The 19918-nt window shown below is 61.5% G+C and carries 21 protein-coding genes and 1 tRNA gene; 7 read left to right on the plus strand and 15 right to left on the minus strand.

What is annotated here, in order from left to right:
* Positions 1-26: 26 nt before the first annotated feature.
* The gene (locus KBY99_RS12615) at positions 27-554 is read right to left on the minus strand and encodes a gamma carbonic anhydrase family protein (RefSeq protein ID WP_254999406.1); all 528 of its coding nucleotides are present in this window, start codon (positions 552-554) and stop codon (positions 27-29) included.
* A 97-nt stretch (positions 555-651) separates the two neighbouring features.
* Between KBY99_RS12615 and KBY99_RS12620 the strand changes: the two genes are divergently transcribed.
* Positions 652-723: transfer RNA gene (locus tag KBY99_RS12620), tRNA-Lys, on the plus strand.
* Between the two features lie 974 nt (positions 724-1697).
* On the opposite strand, the gene KBY99_RS12625 is transcribed toward KBY99_RS12620, so the two are convergent.
* The 5 genes from KBY99_RS12625 to KBY99_RS12640 all read right to left on the minus strand — a co-directional run bounded on the left by KBY99_RS12625 (position 1698) and on the right by KBY99_RS12640 (position 6024).
* Positions 1698-1949 (minus strand): hypothetical protein, encoded by a 252-nt coding sequence (locus KBY99_RS12625; RefSeq protein ID WP_254999407.1) that lies wholly within the window; start codon positions 1947-1949, stop codon positions 1698-1700.
* A gap of 337 nt (positions 1950-2286) precedes the next feature.
* Positions 2287-2556: a ribbon-helix-helix domain-containing protein gene (locus KBY99_RS12630; protein WP_254999408.1), complete on the minus strand. Its 270-nt coding sequence runs from the start codon at positions 2554-2556 to the stop codon at positions 2287-2289.
* A 481-nt stretch (positions 2557-3037) separates the two neighbouring features.
* Positions 3038-3217 (minus strand): Thivi_2564 family membrane protein, encoded by a 180-nt coding sequence (locus KBY99_RS14870; protein WP_315857997.1) that lies wholly within the window; start codon positions 3215-3217, stop codon positions 3038-3040.
* 334 nt (positions 3218-3551) lie between these two features.
* Positions 3552-4652 carry a glycosyltransferase gene (locus KBY99_RS12635; protein WP_254999410.1) on the minus strand — a complete coding sequence of 367 codons (1101 nt, stop codon included), beginning with the start codon at positions 4650-4652 and terminating at the stop codon, positions 3552-3554.
* 439 nt (positions 4653-5091) lie between these two features.
* Positions 5092-6024: a cupin domain-containing protein gene (locus KBY99_RS12640; RefSeq protein ID WP_254999413.1), complete on the minus strand. Its 933-nt coding sequence runs from the start codon at positions 6022-6024 to the stop codon at positions 5092-5094.
* 517 nt (positions 6025-6541) lie between these two features.
* On the opposite strand from KBY99_RS12640, the gene KBY99_RS12645 reads away from it, so the two are divergent.
* Positions 6542-7762, plus strand: a complete 1221-nt coding sequence (locus KBY99_RS12645) for a glycoside hydrolase family 3 protein (RefSeq protein WP_254999415.1) — start codon at positions 6542-6544, stop codon at positions 7760-7762.
* On the plus strand, positions 7680-8723 hold the full coding sequence (locus KBY99_RS12650; RefSeq protein ID WP_254999417.1) for a glycoside hydrolase family 3 C-terminal domain-containing protein: 1044 nt from the start codon (positions 7680-7682) through the stop codon (positions 8721-8723). Before KBY99_RS12645 ends, KBY99_RS12650 begins: the two co-directional genes overlap by 83 nt.
* Here KBY99_RS12650 and KBY99_RS12655 read toward each other — a convergent pair whose 3' ends face one another.
* The 4 genes from KBY99_RS12655 to KBY99_RS12665 are packed head-to-tail and all read right to left on the minus strand — an operon-like array spanning position 8724 to position 10134.
* Positions 8724-9194 (minus strand): hypothetical protein, encoded by a 471-nt coding sequence (locus KBY99_RS12655; protein ID WP_254999418.1) that lies wholly within the window; start codon positions 9192-9194, stop codon positions 8724-8726.
* Positions 9194-9322, minus strand: a complete 129-nt coding sequence (locus tag KBY99_RS14945; protein ID WP_409996569.1) for a hypothetical protein — start codon at positions 9320-9322, stop codon at positions 9194-9196. The genes KBY99_RS12655 and KBY99_RS14945 overlap by 1 nt, the downstream gene beginning before the upstream one ends.
* Positions 9323-9324: 2 nt before the next feature.
* Positions 9325-9678 (minus strand): esterase/lipase family protein, encoded by a 354-nt coding sequence (locus KBY99_RS12660; protein WP_409996570.1) that lies wholly within the window; start codon positions 9676-9678, stop codon positions 9325-9327.
* Positions 9679-9729: 51 nt separating this feature from the next.
* Positions 9730-10134 carry a molecular chaperone DnaJ gene (locus KBY99_RS12665; protein WP_254999421.1) on the minus strand — a complete coding sequence of 135 codons (405 nt, stop codon included), beginning with the start codon at positions 10132-10134 and terminating at the stop codon, positions 9730-9732.
* A gap of 241 nt (positions 10135-10375) precedes the next feature.
* Between KBY99_RS12665 and KBY99_RS12670 the strand changes: the two genes are divergently transcribed.
* Positions 10376-10699, plus strand: coding sequence for a hypothetical protein (locus KBY99_RS12670; protein ID WP_254999423.1), 324 nt, complete (start codon positions 10376-10378; stop codon positions 10697-10699).
* A gap of 9 nt (positions 10700-10708) precedes the next feature.
* On the opposite strand, the gene KBY99_RS12675 is transcribed toward KBY99_RS12670, so the two are convergent.
* Entirely contained in the window at positions 10709-10912 is a 204-nt protein-coding gene (locus tag KBY99_RS12675) for a hypothetical protein (RefSeq protein WP_254999425.1), read from the minus strand.
* A 280-nt stretch (positions 10913-11192) separates the two neighbouring features.
* Here KBY99_RS12675 and KBY99_RS12680 point away from each other — a divergent pair, with 280 nt between their 5' ends.
* A complete protein-coding gene (locus tag KBY99_RS12680) occupies positions 11193-11906 on the plus strand; it encodes a hypothetical protein (RefSeq protein ID WP_254999426.1) in 714 nt (237 codons plus the stop codon).
* Positions 11907-11922: 16 nt separating this feature from the next.
* Here KBY99_RS12680 and KBY99_RS12685 read toward each other — a convergent pair whose 3' ends face one another.
* Positions 11923-14091, minus strand: coding sequence for a glutamine synthetase III (locus tag KBY99_RS12685; RefSeq protein ID WP_254999428.1), 2169 nt, complete (start codon positions 14089-14091; stop codon positions 11923-11925).
* 177 nt (positions 14092-14268) lie between these two features.
* Between KBY99_RS12685 and KBY99_RS12690 the strand changes: the two genes are divergently transcribed.
* Positions 14269-16668 (plus strand): glycogen/starch/alpha-glucan phosphorylase, encoded by a 2400-nt coding sequence (locus tag KBY99_RS12690; RefSeq protein ID WP_254999430.1) that lies wholly within the window; start codon positions 14269-14271, stop codon positions 16666-16668.
* On the opposite strand, the gene KBY99_RS12695 is transcribed toward KBY99_RS12690, so the two are convergent.
* The 3 genes from KBY99_RS12695 to KBY99_RS12705 form a co-directional block, all read right to left on the minus strand.
* Complete coding sequence (locus tag KBY99_RS12695) at positions 16665-17336, minus strand: hypothetical protein (protein ID WP_315857996.1); 672 nt, start codon at positions 17334-17336, stop codon at positions 16665-16667. The two genes, KBY99_RS12690 and KBY99_RS12695, sit on opposite strands and share 4 nt — an antisense overlap.
* A 36-nt stretch (positions 17337-17372) precedes the next feature.
* Positions 17373-17819 (minus strand): universal stress protein, encoded by a 447-nt coding sequence (locus KBY99_RS12700; protein ID WP_254999431.1) that lies wholly within the window; start codon positions 17817-17819, stop codon positions 17373-17375.
* A gap of 67 nt (positions 17820-17886) precedes the next feature.
* Complete coding sequence (locus KBY99_RS12705; protein ID WP_106632976.1) at positions 17887-18549, minus strand: ParB-like protein; 663 nt, start codon at positions 18547-18549, stop codon at positions 17887-17889.
* A 77-nt stretch (positions 18550-18626) separates the two neighbouring features.
* Between KBY99_RS12705 and KBY99_RS12710 the strand changes: the two genes are divergently transcribed.
* The gene (locus tag KBY99_RS12710) at positions 18627-19754 is read left to right on the plus strand and encodes a sirohydrochlorin chelatase (RefSeq protein WP_254999432.1); all 1128 of its coding nucleotides are present in this window, start codon (positions 18627-18629) and stop codon (positions 19752-19754) included.
* The last annotated feature ends 164 nt before the right edge of the window (positions 19755-19918 follow it).

Here is a 19918-nt window from a genome sequence, read left to right on the forward strand (position 1 = left end):
TCGCCTGTCCAGCCCCGGATCTGTCGTCATCCGTTCGCCTGGACATGGGACTGGGCATGGGCATGGGCATGGGCACCGGCGAGTTGGCGGTAGCGGCGGGCGTGCTGGCGCTGCTCGGCCCGGGCCTCAGCCGTGAGCTCTCGCTTCACCTGGGCCGGGGATCCCATGACCAGGACTCCAGCTGGTACGTCGCGAGTCACCACCGATCCGGCGGCCACCAGGGCCTCCTCTCCCACGGTGACGCCATTGAGCACGATGGCTCCGATGCCGATCAGGCAGCCGTCTCTAAGGGTGGCGCCATGCACCACAGCCCGATGGCCGATGGTCACATCGGAGCCGATGGTTACAGGCTGGTCGGGGTCGCCATGCAGCACTGCCCCGTCTTGCACATTGCTGCCCTCACCCACCACGATCGAAGAGACGTCGCCACGGGCGACGGCAGTGGGCCAAAGACTTGCTCCTGCCGCTAGCTGCACATCGCCGATTACCACGGCCGTTTCGGCCACCCAGGCCTCGGCGTGGATCTGGGGTTTGGGCCAGGGAAAGACGCTCATCCGCTGTGGCCAGCTGTTAGGCCATTCTCACGGTTGCCTGGGCCCCCTTGGAGGAGGTCGCCCCTGGGTGATACGTTTCATAAGTGCCCAAGGGCGCGGGTCGCTAGCTCAGCGGTAGAGCACTCGGCTTTTAACCGATTGGTCCTGAGTTCGAATCTCAGGCGACCCATTCTTGATCTGGGCCTGCATTCAGGGTCAGAAACATCTTCTTGATGCTTGTAGTCATAACAAGCGCCCCAGTTCAAGCGCCCCTAGGTCAAGCGCCCCTAGGTCAAGCGCCCCTAGGTCAAGCGCCCCTAGGTGAAACTGAATCCTCAATGTTCTGAGCTGCGTGAGGGCCCTGGTTGATCGATGGCAATGGCAAGAGCTAAAAGTTTATAATTAATTGGCGACATTGGTTGTTGCCTGAGTTATTATGGGTTTGCTGGACGGCCACCCCCTGCTTTAGTCTAAGTCGACGCAAATTGATGTTCATTCTGGTAAGTGATGAGCATTCCTGCGCGCAGCTATTGCGTCGTTTTCATCCATTAAAGAAGAGGCTTTAAGGAGCCTTTGAGGCTGGTAATTCTGGCGTAAAGTAGTGGCCAATCCAACCCTTGAGCCTTACGGGGTGGGGTTTCCCCGATTGGTTGGACAGTGATCAGGGCCACGTGTGGAGAGTGTGCGGGCAGGGATGAACTGCTGCTTGTGATATTTCCACCACCGTGTTATCCCAGCAGCATCCCTTGGCCGACATGCTCCGGCTGATTTTGTGGTCCTCCAGCAATTGCCGGTATGTCGTCGGCATGTAGTGGCTGCCTTGATCGGTATGGATCAGGCCCCCATGGTGGCGGCCATGCCCAGCTGACTACCTGTCGGCCAGAACCCACGATGGTTTCTGGCTTTTAATCCTCGCCTGATTCGCCCGATGATAATTTTTAGTGGATTTTTATCACTATATTTTTCTGCTAGAATTGAAGTGCTTGAATGGTCGCATTGCCGTGAGGACTATGTTAAAAATACCCGCATCTGCTTGTCAATTTAATGCTGTAGGCGGCTGCGCAGCGCGGCATTAAGTAAGCATATGTGCTGATTTAATTTTAAAGTTGATTCTTCTGGAGGAGTATGGCCGCAGTTGCTTCTCTGGTCTCCATGGCTGATTGCTTAAGTGATTATCAACAGGCGAATGGTGGCATTCCGCTGCTGCCTGAAGAAGAAGAGGTTGAGCTTGGGCGAATGAATAGAAAATGGCGAGACTTTGACAACATCGCGAGCATCAAACGGCGAAGGGGACGCCGTGCTTTCGTCCGGATAATGAATGGTAATCTTAGGCTCATTGTTAGTGCTGTCAAGCAATATAGATTTCGGATTAGGGGTAACTAAGTTGGCAGGATTGATCTTGTTCGGGCAGGTCATTTGAGTCTTATGCGAGCCGTGGAACAATTTGATCCGACCAGGGGCTATCGCTCTTCTGCCTATGGATATTGAGGGATTAAACAATCTACGATTAGGTTTATTCAAGACAATGATAGATTCAGTAATGCCTGAGATTGCCTTCTCCTGATGAGCAAGAAGTGATAGCCACCTGTTTTGTATTGAAAAGCGAATGGCTTTGTCGATATTGCAAAATCAGTTGGTAAGACAAAGCAACATATTCAGGCTGTATAGCGGCGAGCGCCTAATAAGCTAAGGAGGGCAATCGAGCCAGCCCTGTACTTTGCATATGCTGCTTGGCATGGAATTGCCGCATGCTCTACGGTCGTCGAGAAAATCCGTTAGACACGGAATCACCGTTAAGCATCAACTTTTTACCGGCCAACCCATCCACTATATTATCTCGGCCGTGTATGCCTATCAGATCTCTCTGATCCTTTAAAGCATCTTCAAGCAGGAATGCACAAAGGTTGGAAACAGAGCGGCCTTCTTCGTCTGATCTTTTTATTAAAGCCTCATGTACATTGTGGCTTAATGTTATTGAGATCCTGCGTGGTTGGCGCTGAAGAATTCGTAGTTTATCGTTCATTGCAGTGCTTTATCGATCTGGGGGCAAAATTAAGCAGAAGCCGCACTCTTGCGAGTGGTGAAATGATCATATTCGTTTATCCCTAGCCGAATCTGCACTTATTTGGAGTATTTAAGCTGCCCACAGCCTCAAGTTTGTACGGATTTTTGTAATCTGCTGCAGAGTGAGGCACGGCGCCGCAGTTTTTCCGGTGTTGGCTCTTAGTCAAAAATCGCTAAGCAGGCAAGAAGCCAATAATCTGGCTATAGAGTCTGATCAATGACCTGCTAAGAGCAACTTTCGGTAGTCAATTGCTAGAGCCAGCTCTCGAGACACAACCTCTTCGTTGTCGGCGAGGCGCCTTGGATATAGGAGGCTCAACGAAGAAGTATGCGAACTTGCACGATGGCCGTCTAGGGCTCTATGGGCACGGTTATGCGTTTGCTGATCCTTCTGAGTTGAATGCCCTGCTGTGATTTAATAAATCCTCGGTCGCACGAAGTTATTGCCTGCCAAAGCGTATCCCGCGGAGGGAGTCAATTAATGCCATTGCGTTGAGAATCCATGGGGCGACCACGGCGACCGTAGTCATGTTCAAAATGCGCTTAATCTTTCGGTCCATCGGAATATAGTTATTGATGGGCCATGGTAGTACTCCAACGACAATGAGGGTGATGACAATTGACGGGAGAAACGCGGCGTGGCTTTCTCCTTTGCCGGTTTAAAACTTGTGTTGTAGTTTGAAGTATTGGCTAAAAATTGTGTTGGTACTGGATGCTCATCCAGGCTAGAGATCTTCTCCTGTCAAGTCATGTAGTTGCACATTAAAGCCGCTCGTTTTTCTGTAATGCTTGTCAAATTGCTGGGATTCAGACTTGTCAGCAGATCGGCGGCAGATGTGTGATCAGCCCTCTTTTGAATACCCACTAATCGAGCAGCCATAGCAACCTTGTACAAGCTGCCTCAGCAGACCCGCAAGGCTGTATCAACCCGTAGATCACGCCTCCTAAGGCCCCTCAGCGGGTCTTGAATCGCCTTCCCTTCCACTCAACATGCCCTCGCTTGAGCTTGAAGATCGCGAGGATGAACACCCCTAGAAAGAACAGCACCGGAATCGGAAAGATCAGGTTGATCCAATGGAAGCGCCCTACCCGGCGGCTGAGCAGCAGCAACTGCACGGCAAAGGCGCCATAGATCAATGCATTTGGGCCGATCGCGTGGGTCCCCACCAGAGGCCAGCCCAGCAAGGCGGCAGGCAGACACCAGGCGGCCCAGAAGAGGCCCGAAAGCCACAGCAGCATCGCCAGCATCCAGGGCCAGCGAACTTCTCCGGCGGCCGTCGCAAAGTTCTTATCGAATCCGGCCACCATGTCGGCCAAGCCGCCGGGATACATGCGATATGCGATCGAATCGCTGCCGAGCCAGGCGCTCACGGGCAGGCCGAGCTGCTCGTAGCGATGGGCTAGGAACCAATCCACCACCACTTTGTCAGCCACTGCCTCATGGCCGCCGGCGCGCAGATAGTCGGCCCGACTGCTCACCATCGCCGGCCCGAAGGCGACCCCACAGCTCGGCCCCAGCCTTACCGCCATCAGCCCCACCAGACTGAAGAGCAGAGAGAGCTGCTCGTAAGGCTTCTCTGTGCGGTGATAGGGCTGTACCGAGACCAGTCCTCCTTGCTGCTCGTGTTGGGCGAGCAGCCGCTGCAGGAACTGTGGGGCAGGCTCGGTGTCGGCGTCGAGAAAAACCAAAACATCCCCCCGGCTGGCCTGAACACCGTGGTGCAGAGCCCAGGTCTTGCCGCACCACCCTTCGGGAAGAGGAGGTGGCTGAATCACCTTGATCGCAAGCGTGTCAGCGCTTTGGCGGGCGATAGCGCCGGTACCGTCGCTGGAGTCATCGTCGACCACGATCACTTCAGCGGGTCTGAGAACCTGGTTGCTGAGGGCTGCCAGCAGGTGGGGCAGGGTGGCGGCCTCGTTACGGGCAGGTATCAACACGGACACCGTTCGCTTGTGCAGCGGCATGGAGGCCGGAAGGGACGGCAGGCTCAAGGCCAGAATCCAGCCCAGCAGCCAGCGCACCAGCAGCGACACCTCCAGCCAGCCAATTAACACTCAGTTACCTGAGGAGAATTTTCACCTTAGGGAGAGGGACTGGAACTATCAATCATTACCTCGGATTTGCAGCTGAATGACCTGGGCGGGTCTATCTGCTTGAGGAGCAGCACCTCTTAACCTTCTCGTCCCGCTCCAATGAGCTGATGAGGTCGGTTCTGCTTAGATAGGATGGCGGAAACTAAATCAGCTACCACCCATGGATGGGAAATTATTTGTTGGTGGCTTGCTTTTGATCTTTCTATTTTTGTACGTTGGGGTTTACCTGTTAACTAGAGGCCTGACCCCGCCGGTATAGATTCTCATTCGCCATCTTGTAAATGGCTTATGCAGTCAAGCTTGTCAAGCGCAAGTATCTGATTCTTTGGCCGGTGCGGCGTTTACCCCATCGCGCACCAAGGCGGCGCCGCATTTCCCCCGATGCTGCAGGCCTTAATAGCTATTTGTGGCCTGGTACTGCACAGTTTGGTGTGCCTGGTGCGCTCTCGGCCTTACCCGGAGGGGTGTGCAGCTCCACATGCTCTTGCTCGTTGGCATCGTTGCGGGCCACGATTGCAATGGCGGGCTCGCTGGCACTGAGGTTTACCGGCATGTGGATGACGCCCGCCGGGATGAATAGAAAGTCGCCCGTTTGGTTGATCACTGACCTCTCCAAGCAAGGGCCGTAAAAGGTTTTAACGCTGCCTGCCAGCAGAAATATCGCCGATTCCGATCCGACATGGCGGTGCGCTGCTGCCTGCCCACCAGGGGGAATCACCACCCTGTTCATCGACAGGCCACGGGCACCGCTGTTGGCGCCGGAAATGCCCACAAACTGCTTTAGTTTTTGCTTGCTGGTGCTGGTTGTCAGCGGCCGCACGGTGACGATCTCGTCCGCCGCCTTGTTGGGATTCCCTTTGGGGGCCGAGGCGGCTGGCACCGTGATGGGGCTGCCCTTCGGCGCCACGTAAACCACCACGACCACCGCTGGCTCAGGACCCAGGCTTACGCCTCGGTGCACTTTGTTCACCATTTCGATTATGGCCTGGCCTGGTTGCAAGAATTGGCTGGCGCCGTCGTCGCTTTCGACTCGCAACCTTCCCTGCAGCAAAACGCCGGCATTGATCACCGGATGGAGATGGCTGGGCAGGGTTACTCCGGCAGGCACCGTGATGCGCAGCACGGTTACTTCGGCTTGGATATCGTTGAGCTTGGGTAGTAGGTCCCCATTCCAGGAGCGATCGCTGCGGATCAGGGTTTCTACCTTCACGCCCAGGGCAGCAGCGCTTGGGCCATCATCGGCGCGCGCATTTCCCATGCCCATGCCCGTGCCAGTAGCCCAGGCCGCCAAGAACGCCAGGGCCAGCAGCCCCAGCCTGGATTGTCTCTTCAAGGGTGCCGAACTAGCTGATTGAAATCTTGGCTCCTATCCAGCCTCAGATGTGAAGCGGCCTTCATGAAGTCTGATATCCGCGGGTGAAGAGCCATTGCGGCGGCGGTGTGGATGGTTGCCCTTTCGCTTTGGCGGAGTGATCGTGTGGACATCGGGATTCGGAGGCTCCACTGATGGAAGACACCCCCCCTGAGCATTTGCCAGGAGCGCGCTGACGATCCGGCCCCTGCTCCAACACTCTCGACGGATCTCTGACGTCTCTTGGCTGAAAAGCCTCCCCTGCGCCGCCCTAGGTGCCCCGGATTAATCGAGACGTCCCACTAGTCACCTGGCCCCAGGTGCTTGCGTCAGCAGCTCCGCAGTACAACTGAAGACACCCAGATCACACGATCTGATTGCTATCTAACTTGCGCCCAGTTGAGCCCCACCCCTCCGGGCAGGTACCACAGCTGGGTCAACAGAAGCCCGGGGCTCGCGCTCTGGGCTTCCTAGTTTTTATGTCGCTTGGGAGCACGCCATGACGGCGCCACCAGAGACTCACCAGCAGTCGATTGAGCGCCGGGCCCAAGAGCTGCTGGCCCAGCTCAGCGTTGCCGAGAAGCTTGCCCTGCTTGAGGGAGATACCGATTTCTGGCCTGGCATGGTTGACATCGCCAGCCGCGACGCCTCCCACCTGCACCCCTGGCCGGCGGGGGCGGTGCCGGGGCTCGGTCTGGCGGGTCTGCAGTTTGTTGATGGCCCGCGGGGGGTTGTGCTCCAGGGCGGGGCGACTACCTTCCCCGCTCCGATTGCTCGCGGTGCCTGCTGGGAAGTGGATCTGGAGGAGCGGATCGGCGTGGCCATGGCCCGCGAGGCTCGCAGTTTCGGGGCTAACTGGCTGGCGGCGGTTTGCGTAAATCTCTTGCGCCACCCCGGCTGGGGCCGGGCCCAGGAGACCTACGGCGAAGATCCGGTGCTGCTCGGCGCGATGGGGGCGGCAATGACCCGCGGCATCCAGCGCCACGCCGTTGCCTGCGTCAAGCATTTCGCCCTCAACTCGATCGACAGCTCCCGCTTCCTAGTCGACGTGCAGGTGAGTGAGCGGGTTCTGCACGAGCTTTACCTGCCCCACTTCCGCGCCTGCGTAGAGGCAGGGGTGGGCTCGGTTATGAGCGCTTACAACCAGGTGAATGGCGAGTGGTGCGGCCAGCACCCCGCGCTGCTCAACGAAATCCTCAAGCAGCGCTGGGGATTCACTGGCTTCGTGGTGACCGACTTCATCTTCGGGGTCCGCGATGGCGTTGCCGCGGTGCGGGCCGGCCAGGACCTGGAAATGCCCTTCCGCATGATCTTTGCCGGTTGCCTGACGGCTGCCGTTGCTGATGGTCGGTTGCCGCAGCAGCGCTTGGATGACGCCGTGCTGCGCCAGCTGCGGGCGCAGCTCGCTGTGCCTCCGGGTTCCTATCCAACCAGCCTGCGCGGCTGCGCCGAGCACCGGGCCCTGGCTCGGGAGGCTGCCACCAAGTCGATCGTGCTGCTCAAAAATGAAGCTTTCTCCCCTGGCCCTCCCCTGTTGCCCCTGGATCCGGCCCGCTCGCTGGCGGTAATCGGCAGCCTGGCCGCTATCGCCAACCTGGGCGATCGCGGCTCTTCCGACACCCGGCCCAGAGCCCGGCGTGGTGGTCACGCCCTTGCAGGGGCTACAGGCAGGGGCTGCGCCGGGGGCTGTGCGTTATGCCAGCGGCGAGCGACTGGCTGAAGCCACTGCCCTGGCCGCCAGCTGTGAGGCGGCCCTGCTGGTATTGGGCCTCGACTGGCGCCTGGAGGGGGAGCACATCCATCCCGGCGACATTGCGCCGATCTTGCGCCAGATACCGCCACCCCATCCCCTGCTGCGGCGCTGGTGGCCGCCGGTGGCCCGGGCCATTGCCGCCATCACCAGCTACGGCTCGGCGCGTCAGGGGGGCGATTTCGCCGCCGGCGACCGCACCAACCTGGAGCTGCCCGCTGAGCAGGTGGCCTTGATCGAGGCCGTGCTGGCGGCAAACCCCCGCACAGTGGTGGTGTTGATGGGAGGTGGGGCAATCTTGATCGAGGCCTGGCGCCGTGCTGTGCCTGCGATCTTGCTGCTCTGGTACCCGGGGGAGCGGGGCGGTGAGGCCTTGGCCGACGTGGTGTTCGGCCAGGTGTCGCCCAGTGGGCGCTTGCCCTTCGCCATTCCCACCAGCGCCGACCACCTGCCTGATTTCGAGCCCCGGGCTCCCCAGGTGCGCTACGACCTCTGGCACGGCTACCGCCGCCTGCAGCGAGACGGCAATCCGGCCGCCTTCCCCTTCGGCTTTGGGCTCTCCTACGCGGAGCTGCGCCTCAGCCAGGTGGAGGCCGAGCTGCAGCCAGATCAAATTCGGCTGGCCGTAACTGCCCAAAATGCCGGCCTGCTGGCCAGTGAGTTTGTGGTGCAGGTGTACGCCGAACCGCCTGGGTTACTGCTGGAGCGGCCCCAGCGCAGCCTGGTGGGCTTTGCTCGTGTGGCGCTGGGGCCAGGCGACTGCCGGCGGCTTCAGCTGCTCATTCCGCTGCGTCAACTGGCCTATTTCGATGAAGCCTCCAGCCACTTTTGGCTGGAGGCGGGTTGCCATCGCCTGCGGGTTGGCCAACACAGTGAAGATGGGGGAGTGCTGCTGGAGATCAATTGCGAGGCAACGGATCTGGGCCCCTGATCAGCCTTTGCCCAGCAGGCGCTGCAGCCTCAGGCGGTTGTAGCGCTGCACCCACAGGCACGGCAGGTTGAAGGCGGTGGCAAAGGCGAGGTTGATCAGCACCCCCTCCGGCGGTAGCCACAGGGGGGTGATAGTCCAGAAAAGCCACAGGGCTAGATGCACTAGCTCGGCCCGGCGAGTTTCCAGCACCAGCCGCTCCAGCTTGATCCTCTCGCGGCCCACCAGGCTTGCCTTGGCGATCCCTTTGGGCAGGGCTTGGCCGGCATCGGGCAGCCAGGGCTTCCAGCTGCGGATCGCCAGCTGGCTCTCGAAGCCCTGACGGCTTTCGCTCCATGGCCGCCGCATAAACCAGTGCTCCCGCTCCAACCAAGCGGCTGGCAGCCTGTTGGCCAGGGAGCCCACGAGCAGGCTCCAGAGCAGCCAGCCCAGGGCGCTGGAGGTGGCTGTCATCAGCGGAGAAAGGTTTGTCATCAGGGCCGCAACAGCTCCTGGGCCAGTAGCTGCACCGATTTGGGAGCGCGCAGCAACTGGGGATGGGCCCACACCGGCAGCATCTGGGTGCGGCCCACAGGCAGCACGGCCCGCCAGCCGGGCAGCACGGCTAGGTCGATGGTCGAATAAAAGCTGCAGCAGTCGATCCCGGCCAGGGCTGGGCGGTGAGGGTGCCTTGCTGGGGACTTCCCACACTGGTGAAGCGCCTGGTGCGGCGTTGGCCGCCCAGCAGCTGGATCCAGGTGCGGGCAATTACGCCGCCGATCGAAAAGCCCAGCAGATCAATGGGTTGCTCCAGCCCGAAGGCCGCTTCGATATGACTACCGAGTAGTTCGGCCGCCTCGGAGATGGGGGTGAGGCCAAATCGCAGCGGTAGTTCGGGGATTAACAGCGGTTGGCGCTGGTTGCCCAGGCAGCGCTTAAGCGCATTGAAAACCGCGGGGCTGTCGAGCAGCCCGTGCACCAGAACCAGGGGAGTTGCATCGGCGATGGGACCACCATCCGATTCAATTACTCAATCTGACCTTTCCACCACGGTGCTGCGACCCAGCAGCAGATCCCGTGCCCCGTTTACCCGTTGCATCGTGTCGTGACTGCCACCGCGGTCTGGGTGGTGTTCGGCGGCGGCGATCTTCCAAGCTCGGTTGACTTCGTCGGCGCCGATGCGCCCGGCCAGGGGCAGGTGTAATCGCTGACGCGCCACGATCGCATCAAGATCGGGATGCTTACCCAGAGGGCCCCAGTCGGCTTTGCTCAGTGCAGGGCTGCGCTTTTTGCCCCCTTTGCGTCGTGACTTGCTCTGGCCCGATCCACCGAATCCCCGCTGGGACTGGCTTGTCTCTTCAGCCGGCGCGGCAGCGGCCCGCGGCGATCGGGTCGGTACCAGACCGGTCAAATTGGCTTGCTTGGTCTGGGGCATCAGCTCTGCCGCGATATATCCACTGTCCTCCATGGCCGGCTAGCCCCGTGGTGGCCTAGGCGACGCCCATCGCTGGCTAGGGGCGAGATCTTTGTGCCTTGCACTTCTGGAGCCTCTTATGACAAGGCTGCCGGGACCTCGGTCTATCCAGTGTCAGATGGGTCTAAACTTAAGAAGAGGTGAGGCGCGCTAGTCGCGATCGGTCTTCTCTGGCCTGCGTAGTGAGGGTTTTATGAGATCGGTGACCAGAATTCGCCTGCGAAACAGGCCTCTCGCTGGGTTCACCAACCTCCGCGAGGGTCAGCGTTGGCCAGTGGAGCAACCCATGGAGGGCTGGTTGCAGTGGGAGGGCAGGGTGCTGCCTGTAATTCCTGTGAAAATCGCAAATTTCAGTGCCGGTGGCGTGGCGATATGGGTTGATCCAAAGCTCGATTTATGCCCCGGCGGCCATGGCGTCTTAATTACCCAGGCCCATGGCCGTGGCTGTGGCTACCGGCCGGTCAAGGGCTGCTGGCAAGTCAAGGGTGCCAATCGTTCTTTGGTGGGCCTTGCCTTCGAGCGCTGAGGCTGGCTTTCAGTTTTCAAGTAGTCGCTGAATCCGGTTGGATTGGGAACCGGCCACGCGCCCCTGGCCATCGGGGCTAAGACTGGTTCTTGGCAGCTGGCGACTCGGTTTTACCTCTTTTACCCGTAAGGCGTAAACGTGTAGGCCGATGGCCACCACGACCAGCAGCATCAGGCTGAAAGCTGTGCGGTGGCTGCCATCGCTGCTTTGCATCGCCTGGGGTGCGGGATTGCTGATGAACCCAGTCTCTCAGGAGCAAGAGATGTGAAGACCTCCCCGATCCCAATCCAGGGCCAGCCAGCGCTCCTAGGATTTGCTTAAGAATTGAACGGTGCGGAATTCGATGCGTGTGCCATCCCTGCTGGCTCTGGCGGCCCTTGTGGGCTTTGTGATCGTGGAGTTGGTGCTCTGACCGGCAGCCAAGAACACCGCTTTAAACAAGCAGGGCTTCTAGGGTCCGCTTTTACTGCGCCCCTGACCTGTGCAGGCACCCATGCTCCACTCCCTAGCCTTTCTGTTGACCAGGGGCCAGGAGTTGCCCGAAGAGGGCGTTGATTGGCAGGCTCTGGTTGCGGCCCAAGGCCACCAGGGTCCTGATCGCGGCCGGGGTCTGAGGCTGTTTCGGATGCCAGATCAATGGCAGGGCAGCCTTGATGAGTTGGTGGCTAGTGGCAGCGCCACCATCGCCGGTGAAGATCCCCTCGGCTCAGCGCCAGAGCGGCGTTCCCTGATCTGCGATGCCGTGGTGACGCAGTTTGACGTGCCCTCCCTGTGGATCGGCGTCTACGCCGTTAGGGGCCCCGCCGACGGCTCCTGGCTGCAAGTGCAGGAGGTGGAGCTGCTGGATCGCTTTCCCCTGGCTGAGGCAGCCAATGAAACCTGCTGGTTTTATCCCACCGATAACGGCTCCTACCTGTGCTGGGAAAATCAGACTGGCCTGACCCTCGCTCCAGGATGGTTGCCAGAGCAGGGCGGGCAGGAGCTTCCGATCGCCTATGACCGCGGCGAGGTGCACGTGCTCTGGTCGCTGATGGCCGATGACCAGGCACTTACTTGTGTGGGCCTCACCTATCAGCGCCGGCGTATCGAATGGCCGTTGCTTGAGCGCAGCCCCGCACCTAGTGCCACCTGGACCAGCTTTGAGGTCGACACCATGGCCGACCCCAGTTACCTAGAACGCGCCCGCATCAGCGTTTTTCCGCAGTGAGCGGGCGCAGCCTGGCTCAACGCACGAACAGCATCTCCTGGTAGGTGGGTAGGGGCCAGAGGTTGTCGTCGACCAGGGCCTCCAGGCCGTCAACCGCCACGCGCAAGTCGCCCATCAACGGCACCAGGGTGTCGGCGGAGTAGCGCATGTGGGCTTCGGTGCCGTGGGGGGGATGGTCGATGGCGCTTTGCAGCTGGCCGCTGATGTCCATCAACGACTGGCACAGTCCAGCCACCTCCTTGGAGGTTTCCGGCGATACCTGGATGCCTAGGGAACTCTGCAGTTGCAGGGATTCAGCTAGTTCGCCGAGGTAGCGGATCGCCGCTGGATACACCTGGGTGCGGGCGATTTGGACGGCTAGCTTGGCTTCCACATCGATCGCCAGGATGTATTGCTCGGCGTAAACCTCGAAGCGGCTTTGCAGCTCCACGGCCGAGAGCACGCCGGTGCGCTCAAACAGCTCGCGCATTGATTGGCGCTCCAACACCGGCAGGGCATCGGCGGTGGTGCGCAGGTTTTCCAGGCCCCGCTCCTCCACGGCCATGCGGTGCCACTCATCGGAGTAGCCGTTGCCGCCAAACACGACGGCGCCATGCTGTTCGATCAGGGTCTTGAGCACGGCCAGAGCCCCTTCTTCCAGGCCGTAGCCACTGGCCAGCTTGGCCTCCAGTTCGCTGGAGATCCAGTCGAGGGAATCGGCCAGGATGGTGTTCAGGGCCACAAGCGGGCCGGCCACCGATTGGTTGGAGCCGACGGCGCGAAACTCGAAGCGGTTGCCAGTGAAGGCGAAGGGCGAGGTGCGGTTGCGATCGCCGGCGTCCTTGTCGAATTCGGGCAAGGTATCCACGCCGAAGTCCATCACGCCGCCGAGGGCCGAGCCGGAGAGCCGGCCTTCGCGGATCTGGTTGAACACATCCTCCAGCTGGCTGCCCAGATACACCGAAATGATTGCCGGGGGCGCTTCGTTGGCGCCGAGGCGGTGGTCGTTGCTGGCGGTGGCGATCACGGCCCGCAGCAGGGGGCCGTACACATGCACGCCGCGGATCACCGCTCCGCAGAACATCAGAAACTGCAGGTTTTTATGGGGCGTCTTGCCCGGATCGAGCAGGTTCCCCTGGGTGGCGTTGCCGATCGACCAGTTGACGTGCTTGCCAGAGCCGTTGATGCCGGCGAAGGGCTTCTCGTGCAGCAGGCAGGCCAGACCATGTTTCTTCGCTGTGCTGCGCAGCAGGGTCATGGTGAGCTGCTGGTGGTCGGTAGCCACGTTGGCGGCCTCGAAGAAAGGCGCAATCTCAAACTGGGATGGGGCCACCTCGTTGTGGCGGGTTTTGGCCGGAATCCCCAGGCGGTACATCTGCCGCTCCACCTCCTGCATGAACACCTGCACCCGCTCCGGGATGGCGCCGAAGTAGTGGTCGTCAAACTGTTGGCCCTTTGCCGAGGGCCGACCAAACAGGGTGCGGCCGGCCAGCAGCAGGTCTGGCCGCAGGGGCACGTAGGCGCTGTCGATCAGGAAGTACTCCTGCTCGGCGCCGCAGCTGGAGTTGACAGGGGCAATGGTGGTTTCCCCCAGCAGGCTGAGGAGCCTGTGGGCCTGTTTATTAACGGCTGCGATCGAGCGCAGCAGGGGGGTTTTTTTGTCGAGGGCTTCGCCGGTCCACGAGACGAAGACGGTGGGGATGCAGAGGGTCACACCGTTGGGCGTCTCCATCAGCCAGGCCGGGCTGGTGATGTCCCAGGCGGTGTAGCCGCGAGCTTCAAAGGTGGAGCGGATACCGCCATTGGGAAAGGAGGAGCCGTCGGGCTCGCCCTGCACCAGCACCTTGCCGGTGAATTCGGTGAATACCGTGCCGTCGCCCTGGGGTGAGATGAAGCCGTCGTGCTTCTCGGCAGTGGAGTTGGTGAGCGGATAAAAAACGTGGGAGTAATAGAGAGCTCCTCGGGCTGTGGCCCACTCCTTCATTGCCTGGGCCACCACATTGGCCACCGACACGTCGAGCTTGCTGCCCTCCTTAATGGTGCGCTGCACCGATTTGAAGATCTCCTTCGGCAGCGCCGCCTTCATCTTGTCGAGGGTGAAAACGTCGCTAGCCCAGAGCTCGTCGAGGGATTGAATCGGAGCTGTAGGGGCGGCGGGGCGGCTGAGAATCTTTTCGAGGGCTTGCAGGCGTGGTTGGGAGGGCATGGGGACTTCGCTACTGAACGTCACTCCTCCTACCCAAAGCTGTTACCCCTCCCACGCTTTGCTGCGGTTGATACCAGCGGCGCGATTGGCCCTGGCTTGGCGTGTGCGGTAACCGTGACCACGCTGCAGCGAATTTGAGTCGCCAGCCCCAGACTTTCACTTTGTAGGTAGTCAGGGATGGCCTCAGCCGATAGCCAGGCTCTGAAGGAGTCGATGCAAAGGCATCTCTTCTTCAGTCAGGCCAAGTCCAGCTCCCTGGCCACCAGCCACGACCATTACCGCTGCCTGGCTTTGGCGGTGCGTGATCGACTGCTCAAAAACTGGGTTGACACCGCCGACACATACACCCGCGAGCATGTCCGCACGGCCACCTACCTGTCGGCGGAATACCTACTGGGTCCGCACCTGGAAAACAACCTGGTGAATCTGGGCTTGGTGGAGGCAGCCCGGGAGGCCTGCGCCAGCTTGGGCTTGAGCCTTGAGGAGCTGATCGCCGAGGAGCCCGAACCCGGTCTTGGTAACGGTGGCTTAGGGCGACTGGCCGCCTGCTTTCAGGAGTCGATGGCGACGCTGGAGCTGCCAGCGATCGGCTACGGCATCCGCTACGAATTCGGCATCTTCCGTCAGCAGATAACTCCCCACGGCCAGGTGGAGAGCACCGATCCCTGGCTGGCCCATGGCAATCCCTGGGAGGTGATCCGGCCGGAGTGGAGCTATCCGGTGCAGATCGGTGAACACACCGTGATCGGCGTCGCCTACGACACGCCGATCCTGGGCTACGGCGTAAACACCGCGAACACCCTGCGGCTCTGGTCGGCGGTGGCTCCTGAGGCCTTCGACTTCGCTTCCTTCAACGCCGGCGATTACACAAGAGCCGTGCTGCGCAAGATGCAGGCTGAAACCCTCTCAAAGGTGCTCTACCCCAACGACGAGCTGGACCAGGGCAAGCGACTGCGTCTCTCCCAGCAGATCTTCTTCGTTAGCTGCTCCCTGCAGGACATGTTCCGCATCCTGCGGGGCCAGGGGCTGGAGGTGACCGACTTCCATCGCAAGTTTGCGCTGCAGCTGAACGACACCCATCCGGCCATCGCCGTGGCTGAGTTGATGCGGCTGCTGATGGATGAATACGGCATCGATTGGGATACCGCTTGGTCGATCACCACCGCCAGCATCAGTTACACCAATCACACCCTGCTGCCTGAGGCCCTGGAAACCTGGGGCGTGGAGCTGTTTGAGCAGTTGCTGCCCCGCCAGCTGGAGATCATCTACGAGATCAATACCCGCTTCCTGCGCATGGCCCGGATTCGCTATCCCGGCGATTCCCAAATCCTGCAGCGCATTTCCTTAATTGAGGAGGGTCCGCAGCGCCGGGTGCGCATGGCCCACTTGGCTGTGGTGGGCAGCCACCACGTCAACGGCGTGGCCGAGCTGCACAGCACCCTGCTGAAGCAGAACCTGTTTGCTGATCTGGCCCGGATCTGGCCGGAGCGCTTCACCAATGTCACCAACGGCGTCACACCGCGGCGCTGGCTGGCGGTGGCCAACCCCCCGTTGGCGGCCCTGCTAGATGAGGCGATCGGCGATCGCTGGCGCACCCACCTCGAGGAGCTGCAAGGTCTTGCCGCCTTTGCCGACGACCCCGCGTTCCTTGAGCGCTGGCAGGCGGTGCGTGACCTCGGCAAGCAGCGCCTCGCCCAGTACATGCGCCGCGAGCTGGGGGTGCTGGTTGATCACACCTCCCTGTTTGATGTGCAGGTCAAGCGCATCCACGAATACAAGCGCCAGCACTTGGCGGCCCTGCAGATCGTTGAGCGCTATCTGCGCATCCGCGCCGGTGAAGACCTGCCGCCGCGCACCTTTGTGTTCGGTGGCAAGGCGGCTCCTGGCTATGCCTTGGCCAAGTTGATCATCCGCCTGCTGGTCGGTATCGCCGACGTGGTCAACATGGATCCGGCCATGGATGGCCGCCTCAAGGTGGTGTTCCTGCCCAACTTCAGCGTCAGCCTGGGCCAGCTGGTGTATCCAGCGGTTGATCTCTCTGAGCAGATCTCCACCGCTGGTAAGGAGGCATCCGGCACCGGCAACATGAAGATGGCTCTCAATGGTGCTGTCACGATTGGCACCCTCGATGGGGCCAACATCGAAATCCGCGATTGCGTTGGGGCTGAGAACTTCTTCCTCTTTGGCCACACCGCAGAGCAGATCGAGCAGCTGGGCCACGGCGGTTATCACCCGATGCCCTGGATCGAGCAGGACCCGGCCGTGCGCCAGGCCCTGGAGTTGATCGGCTCGGGCTACTTCAGCGAGGGTGATGGCGAGCTCTTCCACCCCTTGCTGGCCAGCCTCACCAGCCACGATCCTTTCCGGGTAATGGCAGATGTGGCCGACTACCGCCGCGCTCAAAACGCCGTGGATGAAGCCTGGCTCGACCGGGGCCGCTGGGCGCGGATGTCGCTGCACAACACGATGCGCTGTGGCTTCTTCAGCAGCGACCGCTCGATCGCTGACTACGCCGAGCGCATCTGGAAGGTGGGCCGGGTACCGGTGCAGTCCAGCGCCGGCGCCCCGGCGCCCTAGGCGCTCGGGGGCTCCGGCTTGTCGCTGTCCTTGAGCGAGGGGAAGGTGGAGCGGATCAGCTGGGCTACCTCCTGGTTCATCTGGGAGCGGAAGTTGGCAGCGGCGCCAGCTTCGAGCACCGGATAGGAGCGGGCCCCAACGTTGCGCAGGGGCTTCCAGCTGGTGGCTTCCTGCTGCTTGAGGGCTTCCAGCGGTGCGTCGAAGTCGAAGCTGAGCTCCCGTCCATGGGTGGCGATGGCAGCGATCCAGGCCTCCCGGGCCGGCAAAAGGGCCTTGGCCTTGAGGGTGTCAGGCAAGCCCAGCACCGGCTCGTAGTGATCCAGGGCTCTTAACTCGGCCTCGAGCAGAATCACCCAGGCGGCTTCTTCGCCGGGCTGGAGGCCAAGGCCTTCGGCGGCGGCGAGCATGGCGTCTCGATAGAGACACAGCCAGCGGTAGTGAGATTTCTGCTGCAGTGTTTTTTTGAGCGAGCTCTTGCCATGGGCAACCCGCTTGGGCAGGGCTGCTTCAGCTCGCCGAAGTAACACCCGATCTTCCGGCTCCAGGTTGATGGCGCCCCAGCGCTGCCGGTATTCCCACAGCTCCTCGTATTGGCGCACCTCCTCAGGCGTCCAGCCCAGGCCCTGCAGTTCTTCGCCCCTGCTCGTTTCGTCCTTAGCCACCGGCACGCCTGTTGCTGTCGCAGGCAGCGTAGTGGCCGGAGCTCAACGCACAACCAGCACCGGGCAGCTGCTGTGGGTAAGCACCCGGTGGGTTTCGCTGCCCAGCAGCACTCCCTCCAGGCCGCGGCGGCCATGGGATGCCATCACAATCAGATCAGCCCCATGGCGGGTGGCGGCCTCCACGATTGCCGCATAGGGCATGGAGCTAACCACGGTGTCCTGGTCGCTGACCACCCCGGCGGCCTGGGCCATGGCTGCTGCTGCCGCCAGGATTTGCTCGGCGCCATGGCGAGCGGCTTGCACTAGGGCGGTCACCGTATTGGGGTCCACCAGCTCACCCACGCCCACTAGGGAGATGGGGAAGTTGGATTGCGCGTGGAAAAAGGTGATGCGAGCTCCCAGGCTGTGGGCCAGCGCCACCGCCTGCTGCACGGCCTTGTCTGAGAGCTCGGAGCCATCGGTGGGCACCAGCAGGTGGCTGTATGGCATTTACGGCGCAGGGGGGCGGTGGAGCTCCAGCCTGGGGCAGTTGGGGCCGCCTAGCAACTGGCGCCGCCTAGCAACTGCCTGATCCCTTCCAGCCAGCCAGGTGGGCAGCGGCGCGGGAGCGGGCCAGGGCGCGGGCGCGGGGCAGGGCCGGCTCGAGTTGCTCGGAGCTGAAGGGCGGCAGGGGGCGGCTGCGCAGCCAGGCGCCCCAGCGGAATTCGTGGAAGGGAATCAGTGGGGCGGCGGCCAACACCCCCTCCTGCTTCAGCTTCCACACCAAGCTGCGGTAGGGGTCGTCCTGCAGGCCTGTGAGCTGCTCGGGCAGGGCGCTGGGGGGCAGGGGCCCCAAGCCCCTGCCGTCATAGAGGTAGAGCCAGCCGCGTTGATGCAGGGCAGCAAGCACCTGCTGGGGGTCGGGGCTGTCGAGCTCGAGCACCACGTAGCCGAAGGCGGTGGCGCCGGGTTCGATCTCGATCAGGGCCCGCAGGCGGTGGTGGCGGTCGACCATCCACACACTGCCATCAGCGCTGCGCACCAGCGGCACGGGCTTGCTGCCCAGGTAGGAGCGGCGTTCCCGCGCATTTTCGGCACCGAAATCGCGCAGCCTGCTGCGCACTTCAGCCAGTCCCACGCAGAGCTGGGTGGGGCGTAGCTGGGCGATGGGTACCTCAAGCAGCTCACCCCCCGGGCGCGGGGCCGGTAACGGCTGGTATGGGGGAAGGCGCAGGGCCATGACGGCTAGGCAGCCCGGATATCCCCATCCTGACCCGCTGCTTCCCGGAATAGGGTCGGCCTCAAGTGCGAGTGGCCATGGCTTCCCTCTCCCATCCCGACCTGAGTGCCGGTCCCCACGGCCCGATTGGGGTGCTGGTTTGCGGCCACGGCAGCCGCAATCGGCTGGCAGTGGCCGAATTTGCCGAGCTGGCCAAGGGGCTCCAAGCGCTGCTGCCCGAGGTGCCTGTGGAATACGGCTACCTGGAATTTGCCAGGCCGATCCTGCGCGATGGCCTGGAGGCGCTGCGGGCCCGGGGGGTAAGCCACGTGCTGGCCGTGCCGGCCATGCTGTTCGCAGCGGGCCACGCCAAAAACGACATCCCCTCGGTGCTCAATACCTACGCGGCGGAGACGGGTCTGCGCATTGACTACGGCCGTGAACTGGGGGTTGACCTGAAGATGATTCAGGCCGCCGGGGCCCGGATTCGCGAAGTCCTTGATGGGGCAGCCACAGAGGTGCCCCTGCACGAAACCATGTTGGTCGTGGTGGGCCGGGGCTCGTCCGACCCCGATGCCAACTCCAATGTCGCCAAGGTGACGCGGATGTTGGTGGAGGGTTTTGGTTTTGGCTGGGGTGAAACGGTTTATTCCGGGGTCACCTTTCCATTAGTGGAGCCTGGACTTCGCCAAGTGGTGAGACTTGGCTATCGCCGGGTTGTCGTTTTCCCCTATTTCCTGTTTTCCGGGGTGCTGGTGAGTCGGATTCAGCAGCACACCGAGAGGGTGGCCCAGGACCATCCCGAGGTGGAGTTCCTCAAGGCCTCCTATCTGGCAGATCACCCCCTGGTGCTTGACACCTTTGTGGAGCGGGTGGCCGAGGTGGTGCGCGGTGACGCCAACATGAATTGTTCGCTGTGCAAATACCGGGCCCAGGTGCTGGGCTTTGAGACTGAGGTTGGGGCGCCCCAGCACAGCCACCACCACCACGTTGAAGGGCTCACCGACGGCTGTGACCTCTGTGAGCGCGAGTGCACCGGTGCCTGCCAGCCCGATGGAGTGCCGATTCCAGTGGGCGGCCACACCCACGATCACGACCACTCCCCTGGGCACAGCCACGACCACGGTCTCAGCCACGACCACGGTCTCAGCCATCACCATCCGCCCTACCCCCACGCGGACCATCCCCTCGGTCCCACAACCCTGCGCCAGGGCGGCAGCAGCTGAGCCCTCTTGGTTTGGCGTGGCTCAGTCTTCTCAGCTCGCTGGAAGTCTCGCGAGACTCCAGCTCATCAGTTCTGCTGATTGGTTATCCGTATTCCCCATTATTGCCGTCTTTTCCCCGGTTTATTAGGGGTTTTCCCCAGAAACGAGGCTTTTAAGCCAGTTCA

The organism is Cyanobium sp. Maggiore-St4-Cus (assembly GCF_024345615.1).
Classification (GTDB): Bacteria; Cyanobacteriota; Cyanobacteriia; order PCC-6307; family Cyanobiaceae; genus Cyanobium_A; species Cyanobium_A usitatum.

Coding starts and splice junctions, on each gene's coding strand:
- KBY99_RS12615 (WP_254999406.1), bottom strand. CDS start 554: ATGAGCGTCTTTCCCTGGCCCAAACCCCAGATCCACGCCGAGGCCTGG.
- KBY99_RS12625 (WP_254999407.1), bottom strand. CDS start 1,949: ATGACCTGCCCGAACAAGATCAATCCTGCCAACTTAGTTACCCCTAAT.
- KBY99_RS12630 (WP_254999408.1), bottom strand. CDS start 2,556: ATGAACGATAAACTACGAATTCTTCAGCGCCAACCACGCAGGATCTCA.
- KBY99_RS12645 (WP_254999415.1), top strand. CDS start 6,542: ATGACGGCGCCACCAGAGACTCACCAGCAGTCGATTGAGCGCCGGGCC.
- KBY99_RS12655 (WP_254999418.1), bottom strand. CDS start 9,194: ATGACAAACCTTTCTCCGCTGATGACAGCCACCTCCAGCGCCCTGGGC.
- KBY99_RS12665 (WP_254999421.1), bottom strand. CDS start 10,134: ATGCCCCAGACCAAGCAAGCCAATTTGACCGGTCTGGTACCGACCCGA.
- KBY99_RS12675 (WP_254999425.1), bottom strand. CDS start 10,912: ATGCAAAGCAGCGATGGCAGCCACCGCACAGCTTTCAGCCTGATGCTG.
- KBY99_RS12680 (WP_254999426.1), top strand. CDS start 11,193: ATGCTCCACTCCCTAGCCTTTCTGTTGACCAGGGGCCAGGAGTTGCCC.
- KBY99_RS12685 (WP_254999428.1), bottom strand. CDS start 14,091: ATGCCCTCCCAACCACGCCTGCAAGCCCTCGAAAAGATTCTCAGCCGC.
- KBY99_RS12690 (WP_254999430.1), top strand. CDS start 14,269: ATGGCCTCAGCCGATAGCCAGGCTCTGAAGGAGTCGATGCAAAGGCAT.
- KBY99_RS12700 (WP_254999431.1), bottom strand. CDS start 17,819: ATGCCATACAGCCACCTGCTGGTGCCCACCGATGGCTCCGAGCTCTCA.
- KBY99_RS12705 (WP_106632976.1), bottom strand. CDS start 18,549: ATGGCCCTGCGCCTTCCCCCATACCAGCCGTTACCGGCCCCGCGCCCG.
- KBY99_RS12710 (WP_254999432.1), top strand. CDS start 18,627: ATGGCTTCCCTCTCCCATCCCGACCTGAGTGCCGGTCCCCACGGCCCG.